Annotated in this window: 14 protein-coding genes; 9 read left to right on the top strand and 5 right to left on the bottom strand. The window is 68.0% G+C overall.

Translation table 11 applies throughout. The features are described from left to right. Positions 1-11: 11 nt before the first annotated feature. A complete protein-coding gene (locus RW112_RS05450; RefSeq protein ID WP_317780751.1) occupies positions 12-506 on the bottom strand; it encodes a hypothetical protein in 495 nt (164 codons plus the stop codon). A 155-nt stretch (positions 507-661) separates the two neighbouring features. Here RW112_RS05450 and RW112_RS05445 point away from each other — a divergent pair, with 155 nt between their 5' ends. Next, the gene (locus RW112_RS05445) at positions 662-1,219 is read left to right on the top strand and encodes a metalloregulator ArsR/SmtB family transcription factor (RefSeq protein ID WP_317780750.1); all 558 of its coding nucleotides are present in this window, start codon (positions 662-664) and stop codon (positions 1,217-1,219) included. A gap of 99 nt (positions 1,220-1,318) precedes the next feature. Here RW112_RS05445 and RW112_RS05440 read toward each other — a convergent pair whose 3' ends face one another. Continuing rightward, positions 1,319-2,698, bottom strand: a complete 1,380-nt coding sequence (locus RW112_RS05440; protein WP_317780749.1) for an alpha-hydroxy acid oxidase — start codon at positions 2,696-2,698, stop codon at positions 1,319-1,321. Positions 2,699-2,815: 117 nt separating this feature from the next. On the opposite strand from RW112_RS05440, the gene RW112_RS05435 reads away from it, so the two are divergent. Beyond that, entirely contained in the window at positions 2,816-3,523 is a 708-nt protein-coding gene (locus RW112_RS05435) for a FadR/GntR family transcriptional regulator (protein ID WP_317780748.1), read from the top strand. 94 nt (positions 3,524-3,617) lie between these two features. Here the strand turns inward: RW112_RS05435 and RW112_RS05430 are convergent, their stop codons facing one another. Both RW112_RS05430 and RW112_RS05425 read right to left on the bottom strand, forming a co-directional pair. Further along, the gene (locus RW112_RS05430) at positions 3,618-6,116 is read right to left on the bottom strand and encodes a beta-glucosidase family protein (protein ID WP_317780747.1); all 2,499 of its coding nucleotides are present in this window, start codon (positions 6,114-6,116) and stop codon (positions 3,618-3,620) included. Continuing rightward, on the bottom strand, positions 6,117-7,427 hold the full coding sequence (locus RW112_RS05425; RefSeq protein WP_317780746.1) for an MFS transporter: 1,311 nt from the start codon (positions 7,425-7,427) through the stop codon (positions 6,117-6,119). It abuts the gene before it with no gap. A 109-nt stretch (positions 7,428-7,536) separates the two neighbouring features. Between RW112_RS05425 and RW112_RS05420 the strand changes: the two genes are divergently transcribed. Continuing rightward, positions 7,537-8,139, top strand: a complete 603-nt coding sequence (locus tag RW112_RS05420) for a TetR/AcrR family transcriptional regulator (RefSeq protein ID WP_317780745.1) — start codon at positions 7,537-7,539, stop codon at positions 8,137-8,139. 85 nt (positions 8,140-8,224) lie between these two features. Here the strand turns inward: RW112_RS05420 and RW112_RS05415 are convergent, their stop codons facing one another. Further along, positions 8,225-9,247, bottom strand: coding sequence for a LacI family DNA-binding transcriptional regulator (locus RW112_RS05415; RefSeq protein ID WP_317780744.1), 1,023 nt, complete (start codon positions 9,245-9,247; stop codon positions 8,225-8,227). Between the two features lie 158 nt (positions 9,248-9,405). Here RW112_RS05415 and RW112_RS05410 point away from each other — a divergent pair, with 158 nt between their 5' ends. The 6 genes from RW112_RS05410 to RW112_RS05385 all read left to right on the top strand — a co-directional run bounded on the left by RW112_RS05410 (position 9,406) and on the right by RW112_RS05385 (position 16,006). Beyond that, a complete protein-coding gene (locus RW112_RS05410) occupies positions 9,406-10,920 on the top strand; it encodes a Gfo/Idh/MocA family oxidoreductase (RefSeq protein WP_317780743.1) in 1,515 nt (504 codons plus the stop codon). Positions 10,921-10,984: 64 nt separating this feature from the next. Next, positions 10,985-11,953: an NAD(P)-dependent oxidoreductase gene (locus RW112_RS05405; protein ID WP_317780742.1), complete on the top strand. Its 969-nt coding sequence runs from the start codon at positions 10,985-10,987 to the stop codon at positions 11,951-11,953. Beyond that, positions 11,950-12,855, top strand: coding sequence for a 5-dehydro-4-deoxyglucarate dehydratase (locus tag RW112_RS05400; RefSeq protein ID WP_317780740.1), 906 nt, complete (start codon positions 11,950-11,952; stop codon positions 12,853-12,855). The genes RW112_RS05405 and RW112_RS05400 overlap by 4 nt, the downstream gene beginning before the upstream one ends. Further along, positions 12,855-14,000, top strand: a complete 1,146-nt coding sequence (locus tag RW112_RS05395) for a mandelate racemase/muconate lactonizing enzyme family protein (RefSeq protein ID WP_317780739.1) — start codon at positions 12,855-12,857, stop codon at positions 13,998-14,000. Before RW112_RS05400 ends, RW112_RS05395 begins: the two co-directional genes overlap by 1 nt. Further along, entirely contained in the window at positions 13,997-15,466 is a 1,470-nt protein-coding gene (locus tag RW112_RS05390; RefSeq protein ID WP_317780738.1) for an aldehyde dehydrogenase (NADP(+)), read from the top strand. Before RW112_RS05395 ends, RW112_RS05390 begins: the two co-directional genes overlap by 4 nt. A gap of 90 nt (positions 15,467-15,556) precedes the next feature. Next, on the top strand, positions 15,557-16,006 hold the full coding sequence (locus RW112_RS05385) for a hypothetical protein (RefSeq protein ID WP_317780737.1): 450 nt from the start codon (positions 15,557-15,559) through the stop codon (positions 16,004-16,006). The last annotated feature ends 1 nt before the right edge of the window (position 16,007 follow it).

The raw sequence follows: 16,007 nt of genomic DNA, 5'->3' as shown, positions 1-16,007 counted from the left end.
AAGCCGGGCATTCAGCGGAGCGGCTTCTCCGTCTGGAAGACCACCCCGGCGGCGCCGATCAGCCAGCCCAGCAGGGACAGCGCAAAGGCGCCGATGAGGTCCGTTGACGCGGTTCCCTTGATCAGCCAGAGCAGCAGGACCAGCAGCCCCACTGCCAGGTAAACCACCACTGCGGCCACGATCCGCCCGGACAGCCGGGCCGTGACCTCGGCCGGGTTGAATGCAGCGGTGGCGCCGGCCTGGCCGGGTTCCAGGTCGCGGCGGGCTTCCTCGTCGCGGCGGACTTCGGCAATGGTGAACCCCAAGGCCGATGCGGTCAGGGAGCTCAGGGACGTGGCCAGTACGCCCGCCGCGGTTACCAGGGCGCCGTTGAGGGGCGGCGCGACTGTCCTGCCGTCGGGCACCCAGAACCCGACGCGCAAAAGCACGGATCCCCAGACCGCCACAAACAGGCCTAAAAACACAAAAGCGATGATGTTGAACAGCTGCTGGCGCAGGAAATCCATGGCCACCCACCCCTCATGTTTGAGCGGCCGCAGCCGGAAAGCCCGGGGCAACCGTGAGTCCGTTGTAGCACCGGGGCACTGACGGGGCAATGGCCTCAGGGAGCGGGGCGAAATAGTGGATGCCATCCGGCGTATATGTCGCTAGGGTGGATCTCATGGTGACAGACGACGTATTTGCCGTCATTGCTGAGGCAACCCGGCGTGACATTCTGGTATCCCTCCGCTCGGGGGACAAAGCGGTGGGGGAGCTGGTTGAGGAACTGGACGCCAGCCAGCCCACCATTTCCAAACATTTGAAGGTGCTGCGCGAGGCCGACCTCGTCAGCATGCGCGCCCAGGGCCAGAAGCGCTACTACGCACTGAACCCCAAGCCGCTGGCCGGCGTCGCCAGCTGGCTGGAGACGTTCGACGTCGGGCCGCGGGCCGCCGTCGCCAGCTCACCGGCGGCGCAGATCCTGGAGGAAAAAACGCAGCCGGCGGGGGAAACGGCGGCGCCGTCACCGGTGCCGGCTGCTGCCGGCACAGCCCGCCCGGCCGCCGCGGCGGTGTCCGGCGCCTCGGAAGGCGGGCAGCTGAGCCCGGCCGTCGCGATCCCGGTGGCCACGGCCGGGGATGACACGGTCCCGCAGCAGATCGGCCGCACCGTGGGCCGGGCCGCAACCAAAGCCGCCGACCTCATTGCGAACCTGCCGAAGTTCGGCCGCAAGAAGTAGCCCCCAAACCCAACTGACCCGCAGTTAATGTCGTCAAAACCCGTTCTGGGAGCATTAACTGCGAGTCAGTTGGGCGGGCGTTCCTAAGCCGGACCTGCCCTACTTGCCGAGGATCCGCACGTGGTCCGGGGTCAGCTCGGACAGCTTGCTGACGCCCAACAGCGCCATGGTGCGCGTCATGTCCTTCTCCAGGATCTGGATGGCACGGTCCACGCCCGCCCGCCCGCCGGCCATGAGTCCGTACAGGTAGGCGCGGCCGATCAGCGTGAAATCGGCTCCCAGTGCCAGCGCGGCAATGATGTCCGCACCGCTCATGATGCCGGTGTCAAGCGTGATCGCGGCGTCCGAGTTGTCCTTGGTGAAAGCTTCCTTGACGCCGGGTAGCAGGTGGAACGGGATGGGGGCACGGTCCAACTGGCGTCCGCCGTGGTTGGAGAGCACCACGCCGTCGGCGCCGTGGTCCACAACCTTGCGGGCGTCGTCGACAGTCTGGATGCCCTTGACCACCAGCTTGCCCTTCCAGGTTTCGCGCAGCCAGTCCAGGTCCTCGAAGGTCAGCGTGGGGTCGAACATGGAGTTGATCAGGTCCGCCACCGTGCCGGTGTAGCGGGACAGCGACGCGAACGTCAGCGGCTCGTGGGTAAGAAAGTTGAACCACCACGCCGGGCGGTAGGACGCGTCCAGCACCGTCTTCAGCGTCAGCGCCGGCGGGATGGTCATGCCGTTGCGGACGTCGCGGAGGCGGGCACCGGCGACGGCGGTGTCCACCGTGACCATCAGGGTGTCGTTCCCGGCCTTGGCCGCGCGTTCGATGAGTTCGAGGGAACGGTCGCGGTCCGTCCACAGGTACAGCTGGAACCAGTTCCGGCCGTTCGGTGCGGCCTCGGCGACGTCCTCGATGGATGCCGTGCCCATGGTGGACAGCGTGTAGGGAATGCCGGCCGCTTCCGCCGCCTGCGAGCCGGCGTATTCGCCTTCGGACTGCATCATCCGGGTGAAGCCGGTGGGGGCGATGCCGACCGGCAGGCGGGACGGCTTGCCCAGGATGTCAGTGCTCAGGTCGATGCTGGAGACGTTCCGGAGGATGCCTGGACGGAACTCGATGTCCAGAAAGGCCTCGCGGGCACGGCGCAGCGTAATTTCGGCTTCGGCGGCTCCGTCGGTGTAGTCGAACGGCGCTTGCGGGGTGCGGCGCTTGGCCATGTCCCGCAGTTCCCAGATGGTGCTGGCGCGCTGGAGTTTCGCGGCGCGGCTGAACTCGGGCTTCTTGAACTGCATCAGGGGAGCCAGGTCCGAGTATTTCGGCACACGGCGCTTGAGCGCGGCCGGGACCGCGGCTGCGGCACGGTTCACCGCGCCCGTCAGCGTGGTGTTCGCGGGCGCGGTGCCGGCGGGCACGCTGCCGGCAGTAGCCGGTACGTCCGTTGCGTCCGGTGCCGGGGTGGCCTCGGGGTTGCTGGGCTGGATGGTGTGCGTCATTGCGGCCTCCGCGGCGTAGGTCTGGAATGGCTCCGGACAGTCTGGCTGACTGCCCCGGGGTGTGGTCTAACCACACTCTAAGGGATGTGGTCCAACCACATCAAGTACCATTGGCCCATGCGAACCCATCAATTGGTCCTGCAGTGGATCGAGAACCAGCTCTCCAGCGGCCAGCTGGCCCTGGGCGGCCGGCTGCCGGCGGAGCGCACACTGGCTGAACAGCTGCAGGTTTCGCGCACCTCGGTCCGTGAAGCGATCCGGGTCCTGGAGGCCATGGGTGTCGTGCGCGCCGGGGTGGGCTCCGGTCCCGAGGCGGGCACCGTGGTCATTGCCGATCCGACGGCTGCCCTCGGCTCGGCGCTGCGCCTCCATGTGGCCACCTCGCACCTGCCGGTTGCGGACATTGTGCAGACCCGCGTCCTGCTCGAATCCTGGGCCGTTGCCCGCGCCCGTACGGATTCCCCGGCCCTGGCAGAGGCCGCCGCGCTTCTGGAAAAGATGGAGGCGTGCCCGGACACCGACGAATTCCTTGCCCTCGACGTCCGCTTCCACCTCGCCCTCGCCGAAGCCGCGGGGAACGCCGTGGTCAGTGCCATGATGGGCTCCCTGCGCGAGGCGATCCAAAGCTACGCCGGCAAACTCACGGCAAACCTTCCTGACTGGGACTCCACAGCCGCCCGGCTCCGCGCCGAACACCGCGACATCCTCGCGGCCATCAACAAGCACGACGGCGGCAGGGCGGCCGAGCTCGTGGCAGCCCACATCGAGGGGTACTACAAAGAAGCCGGGCTGGGCCCGATGGATTCGGACCCAGCCCGGCAGTAGCCCTGGAGTTTTTGTCCAGATAACGGGCCGAAAGGTGCGTTTATCTCGCGTTATCTGGACAAAAACTCGGAAGGGAGGGGTGGAAGTGAGGTGACTAGCGCAGTTCGATCTCCAGCGCCTGGAAGTCGTCGGCCGCGTGCCGGCCCACCAGCAGGCGGAAGGTGCCCTGCTCAAACTTCCAGCCGCCGTCGTAATGCCCGAACGCCTTCGCCGGAATGCGCACTTCGACGCTGTCCGTTCCGCCCGGCGCCAGGTGCGTTCCGGCGTAGCCGGCGAGCCAGCGGACCGGGCGCTCCACCGCGCTGTCGGCACGGTCGAGGTACACCTGGACCACTTCGCGGCCCGTGCGCGTGCCGGTGTTCCGGACCGGAACGTGCACCACGACGTCCTGCCCGGCCGGCACCGACCGGGGAGCGTGGGCGGTGCCCAGCTCGAACGTGGTGTAGCCCAGGCCGAAGCCGAACGGGAGGGCCGGGGCGGCCCCGCCGGCAGCTTCCTGCTTGAGCCACGCCCGGTAGCCGATGTGGATTCCCTCGGAGTAGACCACCTTGCCGTCAACGGGGGTGGTGTTCAGGACGGGGACATCCTCCAGGGCTGCCGGCCACGTGGTGGGCAGGCGTCCGCCGGGCTCCTCGGCGCCCAGCAGGATGTCGGCGATGGCGGTGCCGAATTCCTGGCCGCCGAACCAGCCCAGCAGGACTGCGCCCACCTTGTCCAGCCACGGCATGAGCACGGGCGAACCGGAGTTGACCACCACCACCGTGCGCGGGTTCACTGCGGCCACGGCCTCGACCAGCTGGTTCTGCCGGCCGGGAAGGTCCAGGTCCTTGCGGTCGAAGCCTTCGGACTCGATGGCCGCATTGGTGCCCACCACCACGACTGCCACGTCGGCGGTCCGGGCGGCTTCCACGGCGGCGTCGATCTCGGCCTGCGGATCGGCCTCTACGGTCTCTTCACCGAGCAGGATGGCGGTGAACGGGATGACCTGTTCCTTCGGCAGCTGGTATTCGGCCTCGATCCGCACGCTCTGGCCGGCTGTGGTCTCGATGGCGTGGACGGTCTTGGGCGGATCGAACAGGGCTGCGCCGAGGACGTCCGTATCGTCCTCCAGTTCGCTGTTGAACACGTCGGCGCCGTCAAGCGTGAGCCTGATCTGCCCCACCGTCCCGACGCCGAGGTGGTGGATACCAGCCGTTTCGGCGGTCCAGTCCGCTTCCATGCGAATGGAGGCAGCGCCGTCGGGAATTCCAATGCCGAACCAGATCAGGTGCGTTGCCAGGCGGTCCTCGCCGGAGATCTCCGTGCCGTCCGCGGCAAGGAACGTGACGCGGATTCCCGGGACGCCGGAGACCGGGTTGCGCAGCGAGGTGCGGGGGAAGGGCTGGAGGCCCTCTGCCACCTTGGCGCCCCGGACATAGGTGACCTTGACGTCGCCGGGCAATGCCCTCCGCAGTCCCTGCAGCGGCGAGACAGTGTACTTCGGCATCACCGTGGCGCTGCCGCCGCCCTGGGTGCGTGCCTCCTCGGCGTTGTGGCCGATCACCGCCACGCTGCCGAGCTTCGAGGCGTCCAGCGGCAGGATGCCGCCCTCGTTGCGGACCAGCACCGCGCCGCGCACAGCCACTTCACGGGCGACGGCGGCACCGTTCAGCTGCGCGGGAAGCTCCGTTACGGCGGGCGTGAACCCCTCGAGCGAACCGACGCGGGCGGCCAGCCGCAGGATGCGGGTCACCTTTTCCAGGATGGCGGCCCGGCTGACCCGCCCGTCCTCGACGGCGGCCAGCAGCTTGGGTCCCCAGTGGCCCACCGGTCCGGGCATTTCCAGGTCCTGGTGCGCGTTGGCCGCATCCACGGACCGGACGCCGGTCCAGTCAGAGACCACGACGCCGTCGAAACCCCATTCCGTGGACAGCGGGGTTTCGAGGAGCTTGTTTTCGCTCGCTGTGGTGCCGTTGATGGAGTTGTAGGAGCTCATCACCAGCCAGGCGCGGGCCTCCGTGATGGCGTCCTCGAAGGCGGCCAGGTAGAGCTCGCGCAGCGGACGTTCGTCCACCACCGAGTCCGCCGTGAACCGGTCCGTTTCGGCCTCGTTGGCCAGGTAGTGCTTGGGGGTGGCGCCGACGCCCATGGACTGCACGCCGGCAACGTACCCGGCGGCCATGGTTGCAGTGAGCCGCGGATCCTCGCTCATGCATTCGAAGTGGCGGCCGCCCAGCGGGGAACGGTGCAGGTTGATCGTGGGGCCGAGGACGGCGTGCACGCCCTTGCGCCGCGCCTCCTGGCCCAGCACCTGGCCGTAGCGGCGCGCCGTTTCCACGCTCCAGGTGGCGGACAGGGCGGACGACGACGGCAGGGAGACGGAGTCGTGACGCTCATCGAAGTCTTCGCCGCGGACGCCGGACGGCCCGTCCGACATCACCACGCGGCTCAGCCCGATCTCGGGGATGGCGTGGGTGGCCCAGACGTCCGCGCCGGTCAGCAGCTGGACCTGCTGCTCGAGGGTCAGGCTGTTCGCGAGTTCGCGGATCCGTGCCTCGGCATCCGGGTTGGCCGAAGCCGGGGCCAGGACGGCGGGCGACAGGGCGGGATTCATTTATTTGACTCCTTTGATGCGGGTGACGAGGATGGCTCCGACGATGCCGACGGCTGCGCCGCCGAGGAAAAGTGTGGGGTAGCCGCCGAAGGTGATCACCGGGAAGGCGACGGCGGGGACCAGCGACTGCGGGAGGGCCTGGGCGATGTTGAAGACGCCGAAAGTCTTGGCGTTATCAGTCTGCGTGCCAGGCAGGAGGTCGGCGATGAGGGCGACGTCCACAGCGCTGAAGCAGCCCAGCCCCAGTCCGGCGATCGCCTGGCCCGCCAGGACCTGGCCGGTGGTGGAGCTGGTGGCGATGACGACCAGGCCCGCCATCATGATCAGGGCAGAGAGGATCACCATGCCCTTGCGCTTGCCGATGCGGTCGCTGATCCAGCCGCCGAGAAGGCTGGTGGCCACGGTGCCTGCGGCACTGACGAGCGTTGCCTGGAACACCAGGCTGGTGACCTCGGTTTCGGCGACGTGCAGGTGGTCCGTGAAGAAGTACGGCAGGTAGAGGAGCCCGGCGCAGTAGCCGATGTAGACCATGAACTTGGTGAGCCAGGCCCAGCCCAGCCCCGGGTGGATGCGCGGGTTGAAGTAGAACGAACCCAGGATTTCCTTCAGGTTCAGCGGGGCGGGCTTTTCCGTCAGCACCCGGTCCTTGAAGGTGAAGGCGAACGCGATGGCCACAGCGGTGCCCACGACACCGGGCACGACGGCCATCTGCAGCGCGTTATCGAAGAGCTGCGCGAAGAAGGCTGCAGCGACCAGGCCGATGGGAAGGGTCATGCCGATCAGGCCGGACAGGCGCCCGCGCTCAGCCGGTGCGGCCTGGTCCGGAAGTGTTGCCACCAGGGCCGCAAGGGCGGCATTGAACCCGAGCTGGGCAATGACCCAGGCAACCAGCACGGCGGCTACATCCGCGGCGGATCCCAGCAGGAACAGGGACGCGAGCCCCACGAGGGAACCGCCCACGATCCAGGGCTTGCGCATTCCGAACCGTGACGTGGTGCGGTCGCTGAGCCGGCCGAAGAGCGGGTTTGCGAGCAGGGCCACCAGGGCGCCGACGCCCGCAACGAGGCTCAGTGCGCCGGCCCGGGTGTCCGGCGTCGTGATTTCGGAAACCTTGATGGCCAGTACGACCAGGGCGGGTGCGAGCACGGCCATCCAGAGGCCTGCGCTGGCGATCGGCATGCCGATGACGTAGGCGCGGGATGCCTTGGCGGGCGCCGAGGGTGAAGGGGTGGTGCTGGTTGTGGTGTTGATGAGTGGCGTTCCGCTGGCCGGAGAAGCAGCGGAATCCTGGGAAATGGTCTTGACGGCCACATTGCCTCCTGACGAAAAGTGACCCTCCGTTGGGTCCTGACAATGATGGTAGCGATAAAAACCGAGTCTGACTAGATTTTTGCAGAAAAAAGTGAAATACACTGACTCAATGTCAACGTCGAAGCCACGCGGCCAATACGCCAAGGGAGCGGAACGCCGCGAACAGATCATCCAGACGGCCACCGATGTCTTTGCCACGGAGGGCTTCGAGGGGACGGCGCTCAAGCGCGTAGCCGAGCTGGTGGGGGTCAAGGAAGCCACCCTGTTCCACTACTTCCGGGGCAAGCAGGAGCTGCTGACGGCGGTCCTGGCGGAGCGGGACCGGCGCGGCCTCGCCGACAGTGACCAGGAGGATGTTGGCCTTCGGCTGTTGGCGCCGATCGCCGAGCGTAACCGCAAAGAGCCCGGACTCACCACGCTCTATGCCGTGGCTTCAGCGACGGCAAATGATCCCGGGCACGATTCCCACCCCTATTTCCAGGAACGCTACGCCCAGGTGGTGGCGGAGCTGGCCGAGGACATCGGCCGGCGGCAGGGCGCCGGCGAAGTGCGCACGGACGTATCCGCCACGATGCTGGCCCGGCTGGTGGTGGCTGCCTTCGACGGCCTGCAGTTGCAGTGGCTCTATGACAAGAGCGTGGACATGGCCGACGGGCTGACCCAGCTCGTCGACGTCCTGCTCGCTCCGCCCGCAGCCGGCGCCCCCGGCTGACCCGGCGGAGAGTTTTTGTCCAGATAATGGCTCCAAAAGGGGTTCCAAGTGCCATTATCTGGACAAAAACTCTCCCAAGGAGGGGTTAGGGCTTTGCCGGTCCCGTGCTGCCGCGGGCTTCGAGCCGCGGCTGGAACACCGTAGGTCCTTCGGCTGTTGCGTCGGAGGGCACGTTGCGGATTTGGTCCCGCATCCGGTGCCACGCCTGCTGGCCCAGTTCGGTGATCGGAACCGCCGCCGTGGTGAGCGTAGGGGTGGTGTAGCGGGCAAAGGGAATATCGTCGAAGCCGGTCACGGAGATGTCCTCTGGGACACTGACGCCGCGCTCATGGAGCCCGCTCAGCAAGCCCATGGCCACGAGGTCGTTGAAGGCCAGGATGCCCGTGGCCCCGCTGCCAAGGACCGCATCCACTGACTGGTGCCCCGCCTCGAAGGTGGAGCCGCCGTCGAGCATTTGCAGCTCGATCCCCGGGTGGGCCCTGGTGAACTTTTCCAGCCCGGCGAGGCGCAGGCCGTTCGATGCGCTGCGGACCGGGCCGGCCAGGAACGCGAGCCGGGTGTGGCCCAGGCCCACGAGGTGCTCCGCCAGTTCCCGGATGCCCTGGCCGTAATCCACCATGAGGCTGGGCGTATGCGTGTCCACGGTGGTGCGGTTGATCAGCACCATGGGTTGGAGCGACGGCGCCAGCTCCTCCAGTTCGGCGTCGGCCATGCGCGGCGCGCACAGCACCAGGCCGTCGCAGCGGCGGCGTGCCTCGCCGGCAAGGATGGCTTCCTCGCTGGACACTTCGGAGGAATCGGCGATCAGGACGCGGTAGCCATCCTGGGCGGCCGCCATGCTGAGGCCGCGGAGGATGGCCTGGAATGTGGGGTTGGAGAGGTCCGGCACCACAATCCCGATGGTGTCCGTCTTGCCCAGTGCCAGGCTGCGGCCCACCGGGTTCGGCTGGTAATTCAACTCCGTGGCTGCAGCCCGGACCCTGGCGGCGATAGCGGGGTCGACCGTGAAGTTGCCGTTCATGACACGCGAAACAGTCGCATGCGAAACGCCGGCCTTGAGGGCGACATCGGCAATGCCGATTCGCCTGGTGGTGGCTCTCCTGCCCATGTGGCCCCTTTCCGGGCTTCTCCGATGGTTGACGTGACCGCCAGAGTCTTGATACAAAGCTTATAACGCTCCGAGAAAACGCTTTCTCACAATTCTCACCGCACCACTACCGGCCGTCAAGCGGCCAGCGTTCCTGCCTTCGAAAGGGTTACACCGCAATGGGCAACACAGCCAACACCGTCACTCCGGGCAGCGCCTTCGCAGCCGACGCCACAGCCGCCGTCGCAGCCGACGACACAGCCGCCGTCGCAGCCGCCGTCGCAGCCGACGACACAGCCGCCGTCGCAGCCGCCAGCCCTGTCCGCTCCGCCAGCCCTGTCCGCAAGGCGCGGATCGTCCTGATCGGCACGGGCGGCCGTTCCGAAATGTATATTCGGGCCATTCTGGGCAAGCACTCGGACACCGCCGAACTGGTGGCCTTCTCCGACGTCAACCCCGGCCGGGTGGAGTTCTACCAGAAGCTCATCCAGGAACTCGGCGCTGCCGGCCCCGTTGCGTCCTTCGATCCCGCCGACCTCACCGCGTTCATCCGGGACAACGACATTGACCGGGTGGTGGTGACCACCCCCGACTACACGCACGCCGACTACATCGTGGAAGGGCTGGAGGCCGGAGCGGACGTCGTCGTCGAAAAGCCGCTCACCATCGACGCCGAGGGCTGCCGCCGGATCACCAGGGCCGTCGCGGAAACGGGCCGGAACGTGGTGGTCACCTTCAACTACCGCTACTCGCCGCGCAACAGCGCCCTGAAGGAAATCATCCAGAGCGGCGTGATCGGCAAGGTCACCTCGATCGATTTCAGCTGGGTCCTGGACACCGTCCACGGAGCCGACTACTTCCGCCGCTGGCACCGCGAAAAGAAGAACTCCGGCGGCCTGCTGATCCACAAGGCATCCCACCACTTCGACCTGGTCAACTGGTGGATCAACGACGTCCCCGAGCGGGTCTTCGCGTCCGGCGGACTGAAGTTCTACGGGGACAGGAACGCCGCCGAACGCGGCCTCGGCCCCCGCCCGGAGCGGGGAACGCCCGACGCCGGAACCGGCACAGCCGCGAGGGATCCCTTCGCACTGGACCTGCGCGAAGACGAGCGGCTCAAGGCACTCTTCCTCGACAACGAGCACTTCGACGGCTACCGCCGCGACCAGGATGTGTTCACGGCCGGCATCACCATCGAGGACAACCTGGCACTCGTGGTGGAGTATTACGGCGGTCCGCGCCTGAGCTATTCGCTCAATGCCCACAGCCCGTGGGAAGGCTACCGCGTGGCAGTCAACGGCACCGAAGGCCGGGCGGAACTCGAAGTGGTGGAACGCGCGGCTGTGGTGCACAGCACCGACAAGAAGACCGTGGTGGACCCCTCGGCAACGCCCGTCGAGGAAGACGACGCGGTCCGCCGCAACGGCGAACGCCTGGTGGTCCAGCGGCACTGGGAGGCGGCCTACGAGGTCCCGATCGTCAACGGCGAGGGCGGCCACGGCGGCGGCGACGAACTGCTCCTGTCCGATCTCTTCAACGGCCCCGGCGATGACCCCCTGGGACGGCCCTCCGGCTACCTGGACGGACTTCGCTCCGTTTCGGTGGGCATCGCGGGCAACGCGTCCCTGGAATCCGGGCTCCCGGTCAGCACCGCGGACCTGGAGCTCGGCGCCGACCTCCGCCGCGGCGCCTAGCCGGCGTCCGACAATCCAGGCGTCCGACAGTCCCGGCGTCCGTCAACCTAAAGGAACAACCACCATGAGCAGGATTTTTGTCACCGGCGGCTCCGGCCGGCTGGGCCGCAGCGTCGTCGCCGGCCTTGCGGCCGCGGGCCACCACGTCATCTCCGTTGACCGCGAGGCCGTCCCCGCAGCCCAGCTGCCCGACGGCGTCGAGCAGCACACAGCCGACCTTCTGGCGCCGGGGGAGGCAGTGCGCCTCCTGCGCGAAACAGTGCCCGACGCCGTCGTCCACCTTGCGGCGATCGCCGTCCCGTTCAGTGCGCCGGAAGACGTCATCTTCAGCACCAACACGAGGCTGGCCTACGCCGTCGTCAGCGCGGCCACCGAACTGCGCATCGGCAAGATCGTCACGGCGAGCAGCCCCACCGTCCTGGGGTACGGTTCACCGGCCGGCTGGCTGCCGGAGGACTTCCCGGTGGACGAGCGCACCACCCCCAAACCCTGGAACGCCTACGCGCTGTCCAAGCTCATTGCCGAACAGACCGTGCAGATGTTCGCCGCCGCGCAGGGGGATGCCATCCGCTACGCGGCCTTCCGTCCCTGCTACGTGATCTCGCCGGAGGAATGGTCGGGCGCACCCACCCAGCAGGGCCACACCGTCCGCGAACGGCTGGCCGATCCAGCATTGTCCGCGCCGGCCCTCTTCAACTATGTGGATGCACGCGATGTGGCGGACTTCCTGGACCTGCTGCTGGCCAGGATGGACTCCATCCCCAACGGCCAGACCTTCTTCGTGGGAGCCGCCGATGCGCTGGCCACCGCACCGCTGGCCGAATTGATGCCGCAGTTCCTGCCCGGCAGCGCCGAGCTTGCCGCCGGGCTCACCGGCACTACCCCGGCATTCTCGATCGCCAAGGCCCGCGAGCTGCTCGGCTGGGAGCCGAAACGCAGCTGGCGGACCGAACTCAAGACTGAAACCACCCTCAATGACGAGACCCCCGCCGTGCTGGTCACGGCCGGCACAGGATCAAAGGAGACCCCATGAAATTCGACGGCGTACTGTTCTTCCCCGTCACACCCTTCACACCGGAAGGGACCGTGGACGTGGACATCCTCAAGGAACACATCACCTCCCGCCTGCCGCACGGCCCGGGCGGCGTGTTCCCGGCCTGCGGCACCGGCGAATTCCACGCACTGAGCATTGACGAGGTGCGCACCGTGGTGACCGCCGCCGTCGAGGCCGTGGCGGGCCAGGTCCCGGTGGTTGCCGGCGCCGGCGGCCCGCTGGGCCACGCGCTTGCCGCCGCCCGGGTGGCCGAGGAAGCCGGTGCCGACGCCCTCCTGGTCCTTCCGCCGTACCTCGTGACCGGACCCACCGACGGCCTGGTGGCGTACATCGAGGCGGTGGCCGCGGCCAGCAGCCTGCCGGTAATCGTCTACCACCGGGGTAACGCCAAGTACACCGCCGCTTCCATGGCACGGCTCGCCGCCAACCCGAAGGTGATCGGCTTCAAGGACGGGCTGGGCGATGTTGGCCTGGCCCAGGAGATCGTCAGCGCCATCAACGCCAGCGGACGCCAGGACTTCCTGCTCTTCAACGGCCTGCTCACCGCCGAACTGACCCAGGGCGCCTACCGAGGCCTGGGCATCCCGCTGTACTCCTCGGCCGCGTTTGCCATGGCTCCGGAGATCGCCAAGGCCTACTACGACGCCTACATGTCCGGCGACGAGGACCGCCGGCACGCCCTGCTCGATGGCTTCTATGCGCCACTGGTCCGGCTCCGCGACCAGACCCCGGGCTTCGGCGTGTCCCTGATCAAGGCCGGGCTGCGCCTGGGCGGCCTCCCGGTCGGCCCGGTCCGCGCCCCGCTGGTTGACCCCACCGAGGATCAGCTGGTCCAGCTCAAATCCATCCTGGCCAAGGGCTACGAGCTGGCCGGCCGCTAATGGGCTCGCCAGTCGCCGAAGCGCCGGTCGCCTCAGCCGTCCGGACAGCGCCGCGCATCGCCGGTCTGTCCAGCCGCCTCCTCACGGTCCCGCTCCTGCGGAGCTGGGGGGCGGACGCGCCGGAAAACCACGTCATCGTCACCGAAATCCGAACGGACGACGGCGGCACGGGACACGGTTTCTCCTGGACCCCCAACATCGGCCCGCAGGCGGTCAAAGCGCTCCTCGACTTCGACGTCGCGCCCTTCATTACCGGGCTGCCTGCGCACCCCGAGACAGTGTGGGATGCGCTGTGGAAGCGGCTGCACGAAGCCGGCGGCGGGGGACTGACCACCATCGCCATGGCCGGAGCGGACCTTGCCCTGTGGGACCTGCAGGCCCGCCGCGCGCAGACGTCCGTCACCGGACTGCTCGGCCAGCGCCAGGATTCCGTGGAAGTGTACGGCTCCGGAGTGAACCTGCACTATTCCCTCGGGGAACTGATCGCACAGGTGGAACGCTGGGTGGCCGCCGGGCACAACGCCGTCAAGATCAAAGTGGGCAAACCGGACATCCGGGAAGACGCGGAACGCGTGGCGGCTGTCCGGAAAGTCCTGGGCCCGGACCGGAAGCTCATGGTTGACGCCAACCAGCGGTGGGACCTCCCCGCCACGTTCCGTGCCCTGGACGTACTGTCGGAGTTCGGCCTCGAATGGCTCGAAGAACCCCTCCGGGCGGACGACCTCTGGGCCTACCGGCGGCTGCGCAAACACTCACCGGTGCCCATCGCGCTCGGCGAAAACCTGCACACCATCTACCGCTTCCGCGATTTCATCGAGGCGGAAGCGGTGGACATCATCCAGCCCAACATCATCCGCGTCGGCGGAATCACCCCGTTCCGCCGCATCGTGGAACTCGCCCGCACGCACAGCATCAGGGTCATGCCGCACCTGCTGCCGGAACTCTCCGGCCAGCTCGCCCTGACCATGGCCGAACCCACCCTGGTGGAGGACGTCGAGGACGCCTCCTTCGAACTACTCGGCGTGCTCGACGCGCCGTCGCCAGTGCACGTCCGTAACAGCCGGCTCACCCTCGCGGGCAGGCCGGGGCTGGGGTTCGACTTCTCCGGGCCACCCTCCGATCACCAGAACAGGAATTCACTGTGACAACAGCAACCCTCGAACTCAGCGCCCTGACGGCTGCAGCCACCCGGGCGGCCAACGCCGCGGCAGCAGCGTCCGACGTCGAACGGGCCGCCTGGCTGAACGCCGTCGCCGATGCGCTGGACGCCAATGCAGCGGAGCTGGTGGCCATTGCCGACGGGGAGACCCGGCTTGGTGCCGCGCGGCTCACCGGCGAAGTGGCCCGCACCACCGGACAGCTGCGCCTCTTCGCGGCGGTGATCGCCGAGGGCTCCTACCTGGAGGCGGTCATCGACCACGCCGATCCTTCAGCCACACCGCCCCGGCCCGACGTGAGGCGGCTGCTGAAGCCGCTCGGCCCGGTGGCGGTCTTCTCGGCGTCGAACTTCCCGTTCGCGTTCTCGGTGGCGGGCGGGGACACGGCGTCGGCGCTCGCCGTCGGTTGTTCCGTCATTGTGAAAGCGCACTCCGGCCACCCCGGGCTCTCCGAGCGCACGGCGGAGATCGTGACGGACGCCCTGGCCGCAGCCGGTGCTCCCGCAGGCCTGTTCGCGCTGGTCAGCGGCCGGGAGGCCGGCACTGCGCTGGTGCAGGATCCCGCCATCAAGGCCGTGGGCTTCACCGGCTCCATCCCCGGCGGCCGGGCGCTCTTCGACCTGGCGGTATCACGGCCGGATCCCATTCCGTTCTACGGCGAACTCGGCAGCCTGAACCCGGTGGTCATCACCGCGGCCGCGCTGCAGGAACGTGCCGGTGAGCTGGCTTCCGGGCTGGCGGGGTCGTTCACCCTTGGCGCCGGGCAGTTCTGCACCAAGCCGGGGCTGGTGTTCATCCCGGCCGGCACCGATTTTCCGGCGCTGCTGGCGGATGCCGTCCGGGACAAGGACGCGGCACCCATGCTGACGGAACGCATCGCCGAGGCCTACCCGGACGGGCTCAAAGCCGTGGCTGCACTGCGGACGACGGCGGGGCTGCCCGCCGTCCGGGTGGTCAGCGGCCCGGTGGACCAGGATGCTGCGGCGAACGGTGCTGCGCCGGTGGTTTTCGTGACGGGTGCGGCCGATGTGCTGGAACAACCGGAGGAACTGCTGGAGGAGTGTTTCGGCCCCACCACCCTGCTGATTGAATATTCGGGCCCGGACCAGCTGGGCGCGGCACTGGCCCTGGTGCCCGGCAGCCTGACCGCCACCGTCCACGCGCAGCCGGGCGAGGACATTTCGGAACTTGTGGAGTACCTGTCAGGCCTCGCCGGCCGGGTGCTGTTCGACAGCTGGCCCACCGGCGTTGCGTTGAACTGGGCCCAGCAGCACGGCGGGCCGTACCCGGCCACCACATCGCTGTTCACGTCGGTGGGCGCGACGGCGGTACGGCGCTTCCAGCGCCCCGTGGCCTACCAGGACGCTCCGGAGACAGTGCTGCATCCCGCCCTGCGGGAAGACAACCCGCTGGGCATCCCGCGCCGGGTTGACGGTGTGCTGGTGCTGCCCTAGCGGTACCGGCGACGGCTGCGCTGACCGGTTCGAGGGAAGGCGACACAGGAAAATCACCCTCCGGAAACGTTGCTGCAATCTTGCCGGGGGATGCTGATCCCAGGAGCAGCACCAGGGGAGGGGCTCATCGTGGATACAGGCGGCAATACGATCGTCAGGACAAGTTCGGAGTTGTCGGTGGGGGAGGAAATCGAGGCCTGGCACAAGGGCCGGTTGTTCCACCGGGGACGGGTGACTGAAACGATTCCCACAACGGACCTGTTCTGGATCGTGGACTCGCGGACCGGGACGCGCAAGCTGCTGGACGTCGAAGCGCTCGAGATCGTCAGGGTCGAAAAGGTAGCGGCGGTTGAACCTGCCCGGGTTGAACCTGCCCGGGTTGAACCGGCCCGGGTTGAACCTGCCCGGGTTGAACCGGCCCGGGTTGAACCGGCCATCCGAGAATCAGGCCGGGTGGACAAGGCGGTTCGCGCGGAGCGGTTGCCCGCTCCGCGCGCGGCCCGGCGTGAACCGCACGTCGTGTGGTTCTCCAACGCCTGAG

Origin of the sequence: Arthrobacter sp. B10-11 (assembly GCF_033142195.1) — a bacterium.
GTDB lineage: Bacteria > Actinomycetota > Actinomycetes > Actinomycetales > Micrococcaceae > Arthrobacter > Arthrobacter oryzae_C.
Note: the sequence above shows the minus strand (reverse complement) of the source record. Positions and strands in the feature narration are given on the sequence as shown.